The organism is Caulobacter rhizosphaerae, assembly GCF_010977555.1.
In the GTDB taxonomy this organism is placed as follows: domain Bacteria; phylum Pseudomonadota; class Alphaproteobacteria; order Caulobacterales; family Caulobacteraceae; genus Caulobacter; species Caulobacter rhizosphaerae.
This window is the reverse complement of sequence record NZ_CP048815.1, coordinates 439,690-455,017: the sequence shown is the minus strand read 5'-3', so window position 1 is coordinate 455,017 and position 15,328 is coordinate 439,690. Positions and strand designations below refer to the sequence as shown.

Genomic DNA, 15,328 nt, shown 5'->3' with positions numbered 1-15,328 from the left:
ACCGGCCGTTGGAAATACGTTCCCACGTCCCGCCGATTGGGGTCATCCTCGCCGGAACAGCGCCGAGCGCTTGGCCATGAATGCGGCGATCGCCTCGCGGTGGTCGGCGCTGGCCACCAGGGCCGGCAGCTCCTCCTCGACATAGGACCGGCCGTCGACGACGCGCTTGGTGGCCTCCACCGCCAGGGGCGCGCGCGAGGCGATCCATTCGGCCAGGTGGAAGGCTTCGGGCAGCAGGCGCTCGGGCGGGTGCACCGCGGTGACGATCCCGTCGGCCAGGGCCCGTTCGGGGCCGAACTGGGCGCCGGTCAGCAGGTGGGCCTTGGCCCGCGCCGGGCCGATCAGCCGGGGCAGGCGCGTGACCGAGGCCATCAGCCCGATATTGACCCCGGAGGCGGCGAACACCGCGCGGTCGCTGGCCAGGCGGATGTCGCAGGCCAGGGCCAGCTCCAGCCCGCCGCCGAAGCACCAGCCGTCGATGGCGGCGATCAGCGGCACGCGCAGGGCCTCGATCCAGTCCATCAGCCGGTTGAAGTTTTCGACCGCCGCCAGGGCGTCGGGCGCGGTCCGTCCATGAGCCTCGCGCAGGTCGTCGCCGGCGCAGAACACCCCGCCCCGGCCGGTCAGCACCACCGCGCGAACCTCGTCGTCGGTGGCGATCTCGTCTAGGATCTTGACCAGCTGGGCCCGCACGGCCAGCCCCAGGGCGTTGGCCGGCGGGGCGTCCAGCTCCAGCAGCAGGATCGAGCCGGTGGGGCGGCTGACGTGGATCATCGCGCTCATCGGTCGAACGTGGCGGATGAGGGCTGGTTTGGAAAGCTGAGCCGTTCCTTCTTGGTCGGCGCGGACGACGGTCGTTTCATGCGCAACCATGCTGCGACGCAACAACTTTCCCTTGCCAGAGTTAAACGCTTGTCACAGCCTGGGCCGACCTTGGCGGCTGAACATCGCGCGCGGAGGCCGTAAGGATGGACCGACGCCGGGTTCCGAGCCGGCGGAATGGTCCACGGAGCGCAGGAAGCCGTTCGAGCGTTCGTGTTGCAGCGCCGAAGAGACCGGGGAGTGAGATGACCGACACGCTGGCCCAGACCGGGAACGCGCCCGAGTTGAAGGACCTCTACGAGATCGGCGAGATCCCGCCGGCCTTCCATGTGCCCAAGACCATGTACGCCTGGGCCATCCGCAAGGAGCGCCATGGCAAGCCGTCCCAGGCCATGCAGGTCGAGGTCGTGCCCACCTGGGAGATCGGCGAGGACGAGGTGCTGGTGCTGGTGATGGCCGCGGGCGTCAACTACAACGGCGTCTGGGCCGCGCTGGGCGAGCCGATCAGCCCGCTGGACGGCCACAAGCAGGCCTACCACGTGGCCGGGTCCGACGCCTCGGGGATCGTCTGGAAGGTCGGCGCCAAGGTCAAGCGCTGGAAGCTCGGCGACGAGGTGGTCATCCACTGCAACCAGGATGACGGCGACGACGAGGAGTGCAACGGCGGCGACCCGATGTTCTCGTCCAGCCAGCGGATCTGGGGCTACGAGACCCCGGACGGCAGCTTCGCCCAGTTCTGCCGGGTGCAGTCGCGCCAGCTGATGCCGCGGCCCCGGCACCTGACCTGGGAAGAGGCCGCCTGCTACACCCTGACCCTGGCCACCGCCTACCGCATGCTGTTCGGCCACAAGCCGCACGAACTGAAGCCCGGCCAGAACGTGCTGGTCTGGGGGGCCTCGGGCGGCCTGGGCGTGTTCGCCGTGCAGCTGGCCGCCGTGGTCGGGGCCAACGCCATCGGCGTGGTCAGCGACGACGACAAGATCGACTATGTGAGGAGCATGGGCGCCAAGGCGGTGCTGAACCGCAAGGAATTCAACTGCTGGGGCCAGCTGCCCAAGGTCAACGGCTCCGAATTCGCCGACTACATGAAGGAAAGCCGCAAGTTCGGCAAAGCCATCTGGCAGGTCACCGGCAACCGCGACGTCGACCTGGTGTTCGAGCACCCTGGAGAGCAGACCTTCCCGGTCAGCGTGTTCGTGGTCAAGCGCGGCGGCATGGTGGCCATCTGCGCCGGCACCAGCGGCTTCAACCTGACCATGGACGCCCGCTTCCTGTGGATGCGCCAGAAGCGCGTCCAGGGCAGCCACTTCGCCAACCTGATGCAGGCCAGCGCCGCCAACCAGCTGGTCATCGACCGGCGGGTGGACCCCTGCCTGTCGGAAGTCTTCCCCTGGAACGACATCCCCGCCGCCCACGAGAAGATGCTGGCCAACCAGCACCTGCCCGGCAACATGGCCGTGCTGGTCTGCGCCCAGCGGCCAGGCCTGCGGACGTTCCAGGAGGTGGTGGAGATCAGCGGGGGGCTGTAGCGGCCACCTTCGCCCTGCCCGGCGCCGCCTTAGGCGACTTGGCGTCAGGAGGTCCGCCGGCGGTGACCTTCGCTTCAGGCGCCTGGGCCTTGATCGCCGCCACGACATCGTCCAGCCCGCCGTAGAACGTCAGCGGCGGGGCGCCGTCGCCCCGGAACAGGCGTTCGACCTGTCCCCATGACTCAGGCGGACAATGGCGGCGCAACACGGCCATCAGGTCTTCGCTGGTCGCGTAGGGCGCGCCCTTGAACCGGTGGGCCACAAGAAACTCGCGCAAGGCGGCGTGCAGGGCCGCCTCGCCCACCAGGTCGCGCACGCTCTCCAGCACCAGGGCCGAGCGGTAATAGGCGACGAAATTCTGGTCGGTGACCCGCGCCACCGACTGCTGGGGGCCCGTGCGCTCGGCGGCTCCTTGCTGGTAGAGCTGAAACGCGTTCCACAGGCCCTTGTTCGCCATGGCCGGACCCTGCAGCCGGCTCTGGGCCATGAAGGCGCTATACTCGGCCAGTCCCTCCGACAGCAGGCGCGCGCCCTTGGCGTCCGCCCCGATCACCTGGTGCGCCCACCACTGGTGAGCCAGCTCGTGCAGGGTGACGTTGGTCACATAGTCGAAGCCCTTCGGGTCACGCATGTCGGCCACGAAGCCGATGTTCTCGGAGAACGGGATCGTGCCCGCGAACGACTGGGCGTAGTCCCCATAGGCCGGGAACTCGACGATCCGCAGATCGTCGAACTGGTAGGGGCCGAATTGCACCTGGAAGACGTCCAGCCCGCCCTCGACCGCCTTGATCATCCGTTCGACATTGGCCTGGTGTCCCGGGTGGTAATAGATCGCGATGGCCACCTTGCCGTGCTCGGCGCGGCGCACGGCGTAGCGCGCCGACTGGATCGAGAAGGCCGTCAGGATCGGCTGGTCCGAGACGAACCGCGCGGTGCGCCGTCCGTCCGCCACGCCGCTGGCCACCAGCCGACCCGGCGCGATCGGCGTCTGGTCGGCGTCGGTGACCACGGTGATGTCCGACGTCGCCCAGTCGGCATGGACGTCGTTCTGGCGCGTGGCGCGCGGATCCGACGGCTCGAACTCGACGCGTTCGGCCGGCAGGCCCTGGCGACGGCGAGCGTCCGCGTCGGTCAGAAATCCTTGGGTCCGCACGCCCATGCTGGGCGCGAAGAGCCAGCTCTGCAGGAAGGTCCCGTTCTCGACGATGGCCGTCTGGCCGCCATCGTCGCCAAAGCCGCGCGGCGTGATCTCCGAACGGAACCGCAGACGACGGCGCTCGCCGGGCGCCATGGGCCGGTCCAGGCGCAGGACGGCCAGGCCGTAGGGGTTGGACGTCCGGGTCGCGCCCTCGACGTCCAGGGTCGACCGGTCCAGCCCGCCCGGCATGTCGACATGGATCGTCCTCAGCGCCTGGCCCGTGCGGTTCTCGATCACATAGGTCCCCTCGGCGACCAGGCTGGGCCGGCGCGGCCGGATGTCCACGCGCAGGGTCACCGCGACGATCGTCGGCTCGGGCAGGCCGACATAGGGCCGCACCGCGCGCTCCCAGTCGGCGGTCTGGGCCTCCGCCTGCGGCTTGGCGGTGTAGCTGTTCCAGACGTTGACGTTGAGGAAGACGAAGCCGCCGACCGCCAGCAGCGCCGCCGCCAGGCCGCCGGCGATCCAGCCGCCCGGACCGCGCAGGCGGCGAAGGGCCTGGTCGCGACGGGCCCGCCACGGCGCGGGGCGTCCCCGCGGCCAGACCAGCCAGGCGGCCAGCAGCGCGATTCCCATCCACAGCGACCAGTAGAGATTGATCCAGTCGCCGGCGTGGGTCCCGTCGCCGGCCGTGTTCATCTCGGACAGGCTGTTCGAAGGCCCAGCCAGGAACACCAGCAACGGATGATCGACGCCGTAGCTGGAGGTGACGAACGCAACGCCGATCACCGCGCCCGTCACGCCCCAGGCGACATAGCGATTGGGCGACAGCGCCGCCGCCGCGATCGAGCCGGCGACCATCACCATCAAGGCGCCGCCGATCGGCAGCACCATCATCGACAGGTAAAGGTCGGGGCGGCCGTCGAAATAGCCCTTGGCCGTCTGCACGGCGAAGGCCGACACCACGCCGGTCGCGCCCAGCAGCAGCACCACGACGCCCATGGCCAGCACCTTGGCCGCCATCAGGCAGGCGTCGGGAACGGGCGACACGTCGATCATCTCGCCGGCCTGAAGGTCCCGATCCCGCCAGACCAGCTCGCCGGCGTAGAAGGTGCAGACGATCAGCCCCATCAGGGTGAACCACTTGCCCAGATCGGCGGCCAGAATCCGGGTGGCCGGAAGGGCCGGAACCTCGTTGATCTCGCCGGCGCTCCACAGGCTCCAGAACGACAGCAGGGCCGACAGCGCGATCAGGATCAGCAGGGACGGGCTGCGCAGCAGCATCCGCAGCTCCCAGGCCAGGCGGGCGCGGAACTGGACCAGGCGCATGGCCGCGTCGAACCGAGGCGCGACGCGCGGCCAGGCCATCGGCGCGGCCATGGCCGAGACCGCGGCGGGCGAGCGTCGCAGCCGGGCGAGGTCGTCGATGCGCTCGAACAGCAGGGCCAGCCCGACCAGACCGGTCGACAGCGCGGCCCAGGCCAGGCGGTTGTCAACCAGATAACCGCCCCACCGCACCGCCGCCGCGGCCCGCAGGGCGGGATCCAGGTCGCCGAGGTCGGCGCGCAGGGCGATCAGCCCGAACGGCTCGACCAGCGAGACGGCGGTGAACCACCATCCATGCAGTTGCTGCGAGAGACTGACGGCCCGCAGCGCCAGCACCCACAGCACGATCACGGTCACATAGACCGCGGTCACCGAGCGCAGCCCGGCGGCCAGGGCGAAGCACAGCGAGGTCAGGGCCGCGACGGTGGGAACGGCCACGACCATGACCACCACCAAGGTCTGGGCCAGGTCGAAAGCGCCGACCGCGGCCTTGTCGGTCCAGGGCGCGAACACGCCGGCGATCAGGCCCGACAGGCCGACCAGGAAGGCGAGGTTGGCCGCGACCTGCGCGCCGATCCAACGTCCCAGCAGGTGTTCGAACCGTCGCACCGGCGTGGCGCGCAGGATGGGCTCGAAGCCGCTGCGCGCGTCGCGCAAGGCCGCGTCGCCGGCCATGGCCACCACCACCGCCAGGTAGAAGACGCTGAGGACGACGACGGCCTTGGACAGCTCCGGCGGCGCGTTGCGCGCGGTGACGGCCGAGCCCAGGATCCCGTGCGTCGACATCAGCATCACGGCGAAGGCGAAGAACAGCGCGCCGGCCACCCAGAACAGAGGCTGGCGGATCTGGCGGCCGATCTCGAACAGGGCGACGTGGGCCGCGCGCCGTGCGCTGGCCAGGGCGACGCGCGCCCCGGACCGTATGGCCTTCCACAAACCGCTTGGATCGACGCGCCCCACGGGCTCAACCTACGGGCGGGCGAGCTCCGCCGCAACCGGGTTCCCACCCAGGTCAGCCCGCGTGCACCGGCCTATGGCGCTGGCGAGGGCGGCGGTCGCCCTGACCGCGCGATCGCCTTGGAAAAGGACCTCTAGCGCCCCATCTCGTCGGCCGCCGTCCGGGCCAGCGCCTCGTCGAAGTCCGTGACCTCGGCATAGCCCAGCCGGCGGCGGATCTTGGCGTTGTCGACGAACAGCGGGTAGCCGAGGTCCAGGCCCGAGACCGCCTTGGCCAGGGCGCCGCGCGCCACGTCGGGATGGGCCAGCTGGATCTCGCCGGGCCAGCCCAGGTGTTCGGCGAAGGTCGCAGCCCAGGCGAGGTTGGTCGGGGTGTTGGCGCGGCCCAGGTTGAAGGTCTCGCCGCCGGCCCGGGGATGGACCGCCGCCAGGGCGATCCCGGCCGCCACGTCGTCGACATAGCCGAAGGTCGCCCGCCAGCCGGCCCACGGATGGGGGATCACGAAACGCGGCCGGCCCTGGACCATCGGCCGGATGGCCCACGAGAACCGCCGCTGGCGGTCGCCGGGCCCGAACACCATGGGCAGGCGCAGGATGGTCGCCTCCAGCCCCGCGGTCGCGCGAGCCGCCTCTTCGAGCGGGATCTTGTCGTAGTCGTCCATCCAGGCCTGGGGATCGCCGGCCGCGCGCGGCCTGGCCAGGCGGTAGGGAAAGCGGCTGTCCCGCAGCGGGGCGTCTTCGGTCAGCCGGTCCCAGATCGGCGTCGGCCGGCCTTTGCGGTGCAGGCCCTCGTAGTTGCGATAGACGTCGACCGAGCTGACCAGCACGTAGCGGGCGATCCGGCCCGACAGGGCGTCGAGCAGCGGCAGGGTGTCGGCCGCCGTGTAGGCGATCAGGTCGACCACCGTATCGGCGCCCAGCTCGCGCACGGCCGCCAGCACCGCCGCCGGGTCGCGGCGGTCCAGCACCACCGACGCCGCCCCGGCCGCGACCTCGCGCGCCCCGTGGTGGGCCGCGCCCGTCTCGACGCCGTCGGCCAGCAGCCGCGCGACCACCGGGCCGCCGATGAAACCCGTCCCTCCAAGGACCAGGACGCCCATGCCGCTTCTCGAAACGTCTTCGCCAGGCGCCAGCGTATGCGCGAGCCGCCGCTTCGACGCAAACGCGCGATGCCGCGCTCTTCTCCCTATCGGCCGTCATCCCGGGCCTTGTGGTCCGGGAACCCTCGCTCAGCTGAACCGTGAGGCTCCAGCGGTTCGCTGGCGAACCGCCCCTACTGCACCTGCGGCGGACAAAGGGGTCCCGGGCACGGGGCCCGGGATGACGGCCGAAGGGGGGCGCGTCTGTCGACCACATCCCAAACTTTGCTGGTTGGCATGTTCCGCGACCCGTCGCACAGTCGGCGCAAACAAATGTTCGGGGGAAGCAGCCATGGGCTGGAAGGGCAAGGCGGCGCTGACGGCCGTGGGGCTGGTGCTGGCGGTCTCGGCCGTGGTGGCGGTGCGCACGGCGACCTTCAAGGCGCCCGTGGCCGACACCTCTGGCGTCCGCCTGGCCGCGGCCCGTCCGTTCGACGTCGACGTGGCGGCCCGGCATCTGGGCGAGGCCGTCCGCTTCCGGACGGTCAGCCACCAGGACCCGGTCGAGGACCAGCCGGCCGAGTGGGACAGGCTGCACGCCTGGCTGCAGGCGACCTATCCCGACGCCCACCGGGTGATGGGCCGCGAGGTCGTGGCCGGCCACGCCCTGGTCTATACCTGGCCCGGAACCGACCGGGGCCTGGCCCCGATCGTGCTGATGGCCCACCAGGACGTGGTGCCGGTCACCCCCGGCAGCGAAGAGTCGTGGACCCACCCGCCGTTCGACGGCGTGGTGGCCGACGGCGCGGTCTGGGGCCGGGGCGCGATCGACGACAAGGGCAGCCTGGTCACCCTGTTCGAGGCGCTGGACGGCCTGGCCAAGGCGGGCTTCGCTCCCAAGCGCACGGTGATCCTGGTCAGCGGCCACGACGAGGAGGTGCGCGGCGGCGGCGCGCGGGCCGCGGCCGCCCTGCTGAAGGCGCGCGGGATCAAGGCCCAGTTCGTGCTCGACGAGGGCATGGTGGTGGTCGAGGACCATCCGGTGACCAAGAAACCCGTGGCCCTGATCGCCACGGCCGAGAAGGGCTACGCCACCCTAACCGTCACCGCCCCCGCCGTCGGCGGCCACTCGTCGGCCCCGCCACCCCAGACCGGCGTGACCACCCTGGCCAAGGCCGTGCTGGCGATCGCCGACCATCCGTTCCCCATGAGGTTCAGCGGCCCCGGGGCCGACATGCTGAAAAGCCTGGCCCCGCACAGCTCGGGGACCATCAAGGTGGCGGCCGCCAACACCTGGCTGTTCTCGCCGCTGCTGGTCAGCCAGACCGCCAAGACGCCGGCTGGGGCGGCCATGCTGCACACCACCATCGCCCCGACCATGCTGAAGGGCTCGCCCAAGGAGAACGTCCTGCCGCAGGACGCCACGGCCTGGATCAACTACCGCATCGCCCCCGGCGACACCTCGGCGCAGGTGATGGCCCGGGCCCGCGACGCGGTCGGCGATCTGCCGGTCAGGCTGGCCTGGGTGAAGGCCCCGGACGAGCCCAGCAAGGTGTCGTCCATCACCTCCGACGGCTGGAAGACCCTGGCCGCCCTGGCCGGCGACGAGAGCCGCGCGCCCGTCGCCCCGGCCCTGATGACCGCCGCCAGCGACAGCCGCTACATGGGCCCGATCGCCGACGACATCTACCGCTTCCAGCCCCTGGTGCTGTCGGTCGACGCCACCAAGATGATCCACGGCACGGACGAGCACATCTCGGTGGCCAATGTCGAACGCATGGTGCGGTTCTACCAGCGGCTGGTGGAGACGGCGGCGAGCCGATAGGCGCCTTCCGACACAAACTCTTCACGGGACCCCGGCGCGGTGATCGGGCCTATTGCGCCCGGGGACGGCGCGCGGGGCGTGTCGCGGGTCGGACGACGCACATGGCTGACGACGCGCAGATGCTGGCCGTATGGCCGGCTTCGAAGGCCATGAAGGTCGGCGAAGGCTTCGTGCTGGACGCCTGGTATGTGGCGGCCCTGTCGTCCGAGCTGAAGCCGGGCCGGATGGAAAGCCGGGAGTATCTGGGCGAACCGGTCGTGATCGGACGGACCCGGGCCGGGGCCGTCTACGCCCTGCGCGACGTCTGTCCGCACCGCGCCGCCAAGCTGTCGGCGGGCAAGGTCCGCACCGAAGCGGACGGCGGCGAGAGCGTCGAGTGCCCCTATCACGGCTGGCGGTTCCGCACCGACGGCGCCTGCGCCAAGATCCCCGCCCTGACCGCCGACAACCCGCTGGACGTCGCGAAGGTCCGTGTCCGGACCTATCCGCTGGTGGAAGCCCAGGGGCTGGTGTGGATCTGGATGTCTTCCGATCCGCGCTTTGACGGCGCCCCGCCTGGGCCGCCCCCGGTGATCCCCGGCGTGGTGGGCGGCAAGCCCAAGCTGGTCGACCACCTAGACTACGACATCCACATCGACCACGCGGTGCTGGGGCTGATCGACCCGGCCCACGGCCCGTTCGTCCACCAGCAATGGTGGTGGCGCACCGGCGCCAGCCAGCACGAGAAACACAAGGCCTTCGCCCCGTCCGAGGCCGGCTTCACCATGACCCGGCACACGCCGAGCAGGAACTCCAAGGCCTACGCCATCCTCGGCGGGCAGCCCCTGACCGAAATCACCTTCCGCCTGCCGGGCCTGCGCTGGGAGCATGTGAGGGTCGGCGAGCGGCAGGTGCTGGCCCTGTCGGCCATGACGCCGATCAACGCCGGCAAGACCCGGATGAACCAGATCATCTGGTCCGACCACCCGGCGTTCACCGCCCTCCATCCCGTGATCCGTCTGGCCGCCCGGGCCTTTCTGCGGCAGGACGGCAGGATCGTCGCGGCCCAGGCCCGGGGGCTGCGCGACAACCCGGCCCTGATGTGGATGGGCGACGCCGACCAGCAGGGCCTCTGGTACCACCAGCTCAAGCGCGAATGGAACGCCAGCCGCCGCGAGGCGCGGGCGTTTCGCAACCCGGTGGAGGAGACGACGCTGCGGTGGCGGACATGAGGGCGACCGGTTAGGCTTGGACATCGCCCAAGGAAGATCCGTGCACGCCCAAGACGATCAAGACCGAGCCTTCGACGCCCTGTTCGAGCCGCATGGCGACGGCTACCTGGTATTCGGCAAACGGGGCGGCGCACTGTTTTCCGTTCAGGAACGCGACGCCTATGTCGCGGCCCACCGAAAGGCCAAGCCGGGCCGGAAGGCGCTCCCGATCATCACCACCGTCACCCTAGGCGTGGCGCTGATCGAATTCGTCACGCTCAACGCCGCGCTCCAATGGTGGCCGGCCTTCAGGTCTTCGGCGGACGCCGTCGTCGCGGGGGTGGTCGCGATCGCCCTGATCCTGCCGGTGGCCCTGATGGGCTGCCTGGCCTATCCGTCCCTGAGCCTGATCTCACGCGTTCGCCGTGAGGCGGATCGGCGCGCACCCCTGGCGCCGCCGCGCGGGACGCCGGCCTGGACGTCCAGACTGCCGAACCTCTTGGCATTCGTCGGGGTGATCGGCCTTTCCGTCGCCGTGGTCCTTGGATGGGCGACCTTGACCTGGCCCTGGATCCTGGCGGGATGCGGCGTGGCCGGGCTGATCTGCTACGTCGTCACGCGTCCCGGCGGGCGATAGCTCAGCCGGCCGTCTCGTCCGGGATCACGACCGTCTCCATCCGCCCCTCGAAGCGCCAGCCCAGCACCTCGTACAGCGCCCGACCTTCCGGCGTGGCGACCAGGACGCCCCGGGCCGCGCCCAGCGTCCGGGCCCGTTCGCCCAGGACGCCAATCACGAACCGCCCGAGGCCGCGCCGCTGGTGCGCCGGATCGGTGATGATCTTGTCGAACACGGCGAAGCCGCCGGTCAGGGCGGCGCGGCCCGAAGCCGCCAAGACTCCGTCCGCGTCGTGGATCTCGACGACCAGCACCGCCCCCTCGGCGCGGAGCTCCTGAACATAGCCGGCGGCCAGGGGCGTGGGCGGTGGGGCGGCGACGAGATCGACGGCCATCAGGTCGCCGGGCGGCTGCGGACTCCAGCGCGCGTCGACAGCCGCCAGCAGCGCTTCAGGCGGGCAGAAGGCCTTCAGGAAGATCCCGGGCGCGGTGATGCTCGCCGCCAGGTCCGACAGAGCCGCCGCGTCCAGGGCCGGGAAGATCAAGCGCTCGGCATGTCCGGGTTGTCCCACCACGATCCGGTGGCCGCCCGCCGCGGGGATCGGCGCGCCGACGCCTCGCGACAACGCCCAGCCGGCCGCCCACGCCTCGACCAGCGCTGCATCGACCGATCCGCTCATGCGCCCCTCGATCCGCCTATTTGCGATCAGACAGTTTGGTGACCGCCAGGAGACATAGCCCGCCAACAAGGAAGACGGCCGCGAGTCGAAGCCAGGTCGAGAGATCGACCCCGGTTTCCTGCACCCAAGCCTGTGCGGTCCGATGCCGGTTGCCGAAAGGCCATATAAGCATGCCCACACCGGTGGCCATCAAGATGAAGGCCGCCCAGTCGCCGATCTTTCTCGTCAGGTTCTTCATCTACGCAAGGCGCCGTCATTCAGCAGGTTCACCGCCCCTATTCCCCCTTCGTCGGCACACACCGCAGGATCACCTTGTCGATCCGCGACCCGTCCATGTCCACGACCTCCGCGTCGAACCCGCCCAACTCGACGATCTCTCCCTCACGAGGGATCCGCCCGAGCCGATCCAGCAACAGCCCGGCCACGGTGTGGTAACCGCCCTCGGCCTGGAAGGCCTCGCCCAGGGCGTCGTTCAGCTCCTGGATGTCCACCCGCGCATCGACCAGCCAGGTCCCGTCCTCGCGGCGCAGGATGCGGGTCTCGGTCTCGTCGTGGTCCTCGGGGAAGTCGCCGGCGATCATTTCCAGCAGGTCCAGCGGGGTGATCGCCCCCTGGATCGAGCCGAACTCGTCGACCACCAGGGCCATGTGCAGCGGCGTCTGCTTGAACACCGCCATGGCCCGCAGCAGCGACATGGTCTCGGGGATGGCGATCGGCTGCTGGACGTGGCTCTTGATGTCGATGGTCTCGCCGCCCAGGCAGGCGTCCAGCAGGTCCTTCTTGAGGATCACCCCGATGTCGCCGTCCAGGTCGCCCTCGCTGGCCACCACGATGCGCGAATAGGGGCAGTCGCGGATCTCTTGCAGGATCTCGTCCTGGCTGTCGGTCAGCGAGATCCAGAACAGGTCGCGGCGCGGGGTCATGGCCACGCGGACCGGACGGTCGCCCAGGCGCAGCACCTCCTGGATCATCGAGCGCTCCTCGGGCTCGATCAGGCCCGCGTCGGCGCCCTCGGCCAGCACGGTCTCGACCTCCTCGGCGGTGATGTCGTTGGTCCGCTCGTCGCGCACGCCCATCAGCTTGAGGATGCCGGCGGTCGAGACGGTCAGCAGGGTGACGAACGGGCGCAGCACCGTGGCCACCACCGCCAGGAACGGCGACATGCGGCGGGCGATCACGTCGGGGAACAGCAGGGCCAGGCGCTTGGGCACCAGCTCGCCCAGGATCACCGAGACATAGGTCAGGCCGATGACCACGATGATGGTGGCGATCGCCTCGGAATGCGGCCCGACCACCGGCTTGTCCTTCAGCCAGGCGTCCAGGGCGCCGGCGATGGTCGCCTGGCCGTAGGCGCCGGCCAGGATGCCGATCAGGGTGATGCCGACCTGCACGGCCGACAGGAACCGGGTGGGATGCTCGGCCATGGCCAGGGCCAGCTTGGCCCCCTTGTCGCCGCGGTCGGCGAAGGTCTGCAGCCGGGCGCGACGGGCCGAGACCACCGCCAGTTCGGACATGGAGAACACCCCGTTCAGCAGAACGAGGAGCAGGACGACGGCGAGCGCGAGGAGGATCATGGCCCTTCAGGGTTGGCGCGGCCCAGGCGGGCGCGGGGGCCCACTATACAAAAGAAAACGCCGCGGCCCACTGGGGACCGCGGCGTCGCCTTGTTCCGGCTCGTGTCGGCCTATTGGGCCGGACGCGCCATCGCCGTCTTGTTGGCGGCGACCTGCTTCTGGGCGTCGTGCTGGCCGGGGGGCAGCGGGATCAGGCCGCGGCCTTGCAGATAGCCGCCCCGGCCCGTGGCCGCGTCCGAAGTGAACTCGGTGACGAATTCGGCCAGGCCCGGCGTCACGCCGATATTGGCCTTCTTGACGTAGATGAACAGCGAGCGCGACAGCGGGTAGGAGCCGTCGGCGATCGTCTGGGCCGAGGGACGCACGCCGTTGACCGAGGCGCCCTTGATCTTGTCCATGTTCTCTTCGAGGTAGGACCAGCCGAAGACGCCCAGCGAGCCGGGGGTCTTGGTCAGGGTGCCGACGATGGCGTTGTCGTTCTCGCCGGCGTCGATCCAGCCGTCGTTGCGCAGCGGGTCGACCAGGGCCTTGAACTTCTTCTCGTTGTCGCCGCGAATGGCGTCGGCGGTCGGGAACTTGCGGGCGCCGGCCTCGATGGCCAGTTCCACGAAGGCGTCGCGCGTGCCCGAGGTGGGCGGCGGGCCATAGACCTGGATGCGGTTGCCCGGCAGGCCCGAGCCGATCTCGTCCCAGGTCTTGTACGGGTTGGCGACGAACTGGCCGCCCTTCAGCACTTGCTTGGACAGGCCCAGGTACAGGTGCTCGGTCTTGAAGTTGTAGTCGGCGCCGTCCTTGTCGGTGGCCACGACGATGCCGTCGAAGCCGATCTTGATCTGGACGATGTCCTTGACGCCCTTGGCGGCGCAGGCGTCGAATTCCGACTTCTTCATCGGACGCGAGGCGTTGGCGATGTCCGGGAAGCCTTCGCCCGAGCCCGAGCAGAACAGCTTGATGCCGCCGCCGGTGCCGAGGCTTTCGACCTTCGGGGCCTTCTTGCCGGTCTTCTTGGCGAAGTTTTCGGCGGTGCGGGTGGCGAACGGGAACACGGTCGAGGAACCGGCGGCCCAGACATAGTCGCGGGCGGCGTGGGCGGGGGCGGCGGCGAGGCCCGAAAGGGCCACGGCGGCGGCCGCGCAGGAAAGCAGCTTCTTCATGGAGGACTCCTGGAGTCTCTGGAGCGTTGCGAGAAAGGGTCCAGGCCGGCGTTCGCGCCGGCCTGGAGGAAGGGTCTTAGAAATCCAGCTGGGCGCGCAGCTGGAATTGCTTGATGTCCGTGCCGCGGCCGACGACGACCGGATCGACCGAGCCGTCGGTGTAGTTGGCCTGGAAGCGGACATAGGCGGTCGGGTAGTAGTTCACGCCCAGGGTCCAGGCGGTGTACTTGCCGGCGTCCTGCGACAGGGTCTTGCTGGCCGCGGTCGAGGCCGACTTGTAGGCGTCGGTCAGGTCGGCGTAGTCGTAGCGCAGGGCCAGTTCGACGCCGCCGAAGCCGCCGGCGGTGATCGGGTTCAGGATCTTCGGACGCTTGATCTCGCCGGCGACCGGATCGTAGTTGCGGGTCTCGCCCGTCGGCCAGAAGCTGACGAAGGCGTAGCCCACCTTGATGTCCGGGTTCGAACCCGGGGCCGTGGTGGCCAGGCGCTCGACCGAGATGTTCGAATATTCGCCCTGGACCGAGAACGGACCGTGGATCCAGGCGCCTTCGGCGGCCAGGGTGGTGTCGCGGTCGGCGATGGCGCCCGTCTTGTAGTACAGGCCGCTGGTGCCGTAGTTGGTGTCCGGGCGGCCCTGATAGTTGAAGGCGCCTTCGTTGCCGTGGTTGCGGTAGCGGGCCGATACGGCCAGGTGGACCTTGTCGGTGTCGCTCAGCAGCGGGGCGTAGTGGACGCGGCCGGTGAAGCCCAGGCGTTCCTGCGAGTTCTGGTTGGTGTTGGTCGCCGACGAGGTGTTGTTGATGTCGGCGTTGTTGATGCTGTCGCCCTGGACGGCGCCGGTGACGCTCCAGTTGGGGCCCTGCACCTTGCCCACGACGCTCAGCAGGTAGCTGTCGACGCCGAAGTCACCGTACGGACCGCGGTCCATGAAGGTGGTGAAGCGGGTCGAGGTCAGGTTTTCCAGGCCGGTGGCCTTGACGTTACCGATCAGGATCGAGGTCATTTCGGTCGGCTTGACCTCGATGACCACGTCGTCCCACGACGGGTTGCCGCCGTTCACCCAGCCGCCCTCGGCCTTGTAGGCGATGTAGTTGTTCAGCTTGCCTTCGATGCCGATGAACACCTGGCGGCCGCGGATGTTGCTGGTCTTGTAGTCGGTCGCCGCGCCTTCGCGGTCGACGTCCTGGAACACGCCGTCCACCAGGATACGGCCGCGGACCTTGAAATAGACGTCGTCGTTCGTCCACTGCGGAGCGCCCTTCCAGGCGATCGTGTTGTCTTGCGCGTGAGCCGCGACGCCGAGGCCGCAGGCCAGCATGGCGCCCAGCGCCGCGCCGCAGACCAGCGAGGTCTTGTTCCGCATGTGAGAATTCCCCTTTAGGCTTTGCCCCCTGCCCGTTGGTCCGGATCAGGTAGGAGCGCTTTACGGGGGTCCCGTG

General features: G+C 69.9%; 12 protein-coding genes. 4 read left to right on the top strand and 8 right to left on the bottom strand.

Annotated features, from left to right (window positions below):
• Positions 1-42: 42 nt before the first annotated feature.
• Complete coding sequence (locus G3M57_RS02020) at positions 43-783, bottom strand: enoyl-CoA hydratase/isomerase family protein (protein WP_230983749.1); 741 nt, start codon at positions 781-783, stop codon at positions 43-45.
• A 284-nt stretch (positions 784-1,067) separates the two neighbouring features.
• Between G3M57_RS02020 and ccrA the strand changes: the two genes are divergently transcribed.
• The gene (gene ccrA / locus G3M57_RS02015; RefSeq protein ID WP_163228526.1) at positions 1,068-2,351 is read left to right on the top strand and encodes a crotonyl-CoA carboxylase/reductase; all 1,284 of its coding nucleotides are present in this window, start codon (positions 1,068-1,070) and stop codon (positions 2,349-2,351) included.
• Here ccrA and G3M57_RS02010 read toward each other — a convergent pair.
• Both G3M57_RS02010 and G3M57_RS02005 read right to left on the bottom strand, forming a co-directional pair.
• On the bottom strand, positions 2,335-5,751 hold the full coding sequence (locus tag G3M57_RS02010) for a M1 family aminopeptidase (protein WP_163228525.1): 3,417 nt from the start codon (positions 5,749-5,751) through the stop codon (positions 2,335-2,337). The genes ccrA and G3M57_RS02010 overlap by 17 nt on opposite strands.
• Before the next feature lie 155 nt (positions 5,752-5,906).
• Complete coding sequence (locus G3M57_RS02005; RefSeq protein WP_163228524.1) at positions 5,907-6,872, bottom strand: NAD-dependent epimerase/dehydratase family protein; 966 nt, start codon at positions 6,870-6,872, stop codon at positions 5,907-5,909.
• A 331-nt stretch (positions 6,873-7,203) separates the two neighbouring features.
• Between G3M57_RS02005 and G3M57_RS02000 the strand changes: the two genes are divergently transcribed.
• The 3 genes from G3M57_RS02000 (at position 7,204) to G3M57_RS01990 (ending at position 10,503) form a co-directional block, all read left to right on the top strand.
• A complete protein-coding gene (locus tag G3M57_RS02000; RefSeq protein ID WP_163228523.1) occupies positions 7,204-8,676 on the top strand; it encodes a M20 family peptidase in 1,473 nt (490 codons plus the stop codon).
• A gap of 101 nt (positions 8,677-8,777) precedes the next feature.
• Positions 8,778-9,887: an aromatic ring-hydroxylating oxygenase subunit alpha gene (locus tag G3M57_RS01995; RefSeq protein WP_163228522.1), complete on the top strand. Its 1,110-nt coding sequence runs from the start codon at positions 8,778-8,780 to the stop codon at positions 9,885-9,887.
• A gap of 40 nt (positions 9,888-9,927) precedes the next feature.
• Positions 9,928-10,503, top strand: a complete 576-nt coding sequence (locus G3M57_RS01990) for a hypothetical protein (protein ID WP_056754360.1) — start codon at positions 9,928-9,930, stop codon at positions 10,501-10,503.
• 1 nt (position 10,504) lies between these two features.
• Here G3M57_RS01990 and G3M57_RS01985 read toward each other — a convergent pair whose 3' ends face one another.
• The 5 genes from G3M57_RS01985 to G3M57_RS01965 all read right to left on the bottom strand — a co-directional run bounded on the left by G3M57_RS01985 (position 10,505) and on the right by G3M57_RS01965 (position 15,252).
• Complete coding sequence (locus G3M57_RS01985) at positions 10,505-11,161, bottom strand: GNAT family N-acetyltransferase (protein WP_163228521.1); 657 nt, start codon at positions 11,159-11,161, stop codon at positions 10,505-10,507.
• Positions 11,162-11,177: 16 nt separating this feature from the next.
• On the bottom strand, positions 11,178-11,399 hold the full coding sequence (locus G3M57_RS01980) for a hypothetical protein (protein WP_056754364.1): 222 nt from the start codon (positions 11,397-11,399) through the stop codon (positions 11,178-11,180).
• A 37-nt stretch (positions 11,400-11,436) separates the two neighbouring features.
• On the bottom strand, positions 11,437-12,735 hold the full coding sequence (locus G3M57_RS01975) for a hemolysin family protein (RefSeq protein WP_056754367.1): 1,299 nt from the start codon (positions 12,733-12,735) through the stop codon (positions 11,437-11,439).
• Positions 12,736-12,845: 110 nt separating this feature from the next.
• Entirely contained in the window at positions 12,846-13,889 is a 1,044-nt protein-coding gene (locus G3M57_RS01970; protein WP_056754370.1) for a substrate-binding domain-containing protein, read from the bottom strand.
• 76 nt (positions 13,890-13,965) lie between these two features.
• Complete coding sequence (locus tag G3M57_RS01965; protein ID WP_056754374.1) at positions 13,966-15,252, bottom strand: OprO/OprP family phosphate-selective porin; 1,287 nt, start codon at positions 15,250-15,252, stop codon at positions 13,966-13,968.
• Positions 15,253-15,328 lie beyond the last annotated feature (76 nt).

Excerpts from the sequence above, each read along its gene's own strand:
- ccrA (WP_163228526.1), top strand. The coding sequence starts at position 1,068 with ATGACCGACACGCTGGCCCAGACCGGGAACGCGCCCGAGTTGAAGGAC.
- G3M57_RS02000 (WP_163228523.1), top strand. The coding sequence starts at position 7,204 with ATGGGCTGGAAGGGCAAGGCGGCGCTGACGGCCGTGGGGCTGGTGCTG.
- G3M57_RS01970 (WP_056754370.1), bottom strand. The coding sequence starts at position 13,889 with ATGAAGAAGCTGCTTTCCTGCGCGGCCGCCGCCGTGGCCCTTTCGGGC.
- G3M57_RS01995 (WP_163228522.1), top strand. The coding sequence starts at position 8,778 with ATGGCTGACGACGCGCAGATGCTGGCCGTATGGCCGGCTTCGAAGGCC.
- G3M57_RS01980 (WP_056754364.1), bottom strand. The coding sequence starts at position 11,399 with ATGAAGAACCTGACGAGAAAGATCGGCGACTGGGCGGCCTTCATCTTG.
- G3M57_RS01985 (WP_163228521.1), bottom strand. The coding sequence starts at position 11,161 with ATGAGCGGATCGGTCGATGCAGCGCTGGTCGAGGCGTGGGCGGCCGGC.
- G3M57_RS01965 (WP_056754374.1), bottom strand. The coding sequence starts at position 15,252 with ATGCGGAACAAGACCTCGCTGGTCTGCGGCGCGGCGCTGGGCGCCATG.
- G3M57_RS01975 (WP_056754367.1), bottom strand. The coding sequence starts at position 12,735 with ATGATCCTCCTCGCGCTCGCCGTCGTCCTGCTCCTCGTTCTGCTGAAC.
- G3M57_RS02020 (WP_230983749.1), bottom strand. The coding sequence starts at position 783 with ATGAGCGCGATGATCCACGTCAGCCGCCCCACCGGCTCGATCCTGCTG.
- G3M57_RS02005 (WP_163228524.1), bottom strand. The coding sequence starts at position 6,872 with ATGGGCGTCCTGGTCCTTGGAGGGACGGGTTTCATCGGCGGCCCGGTG.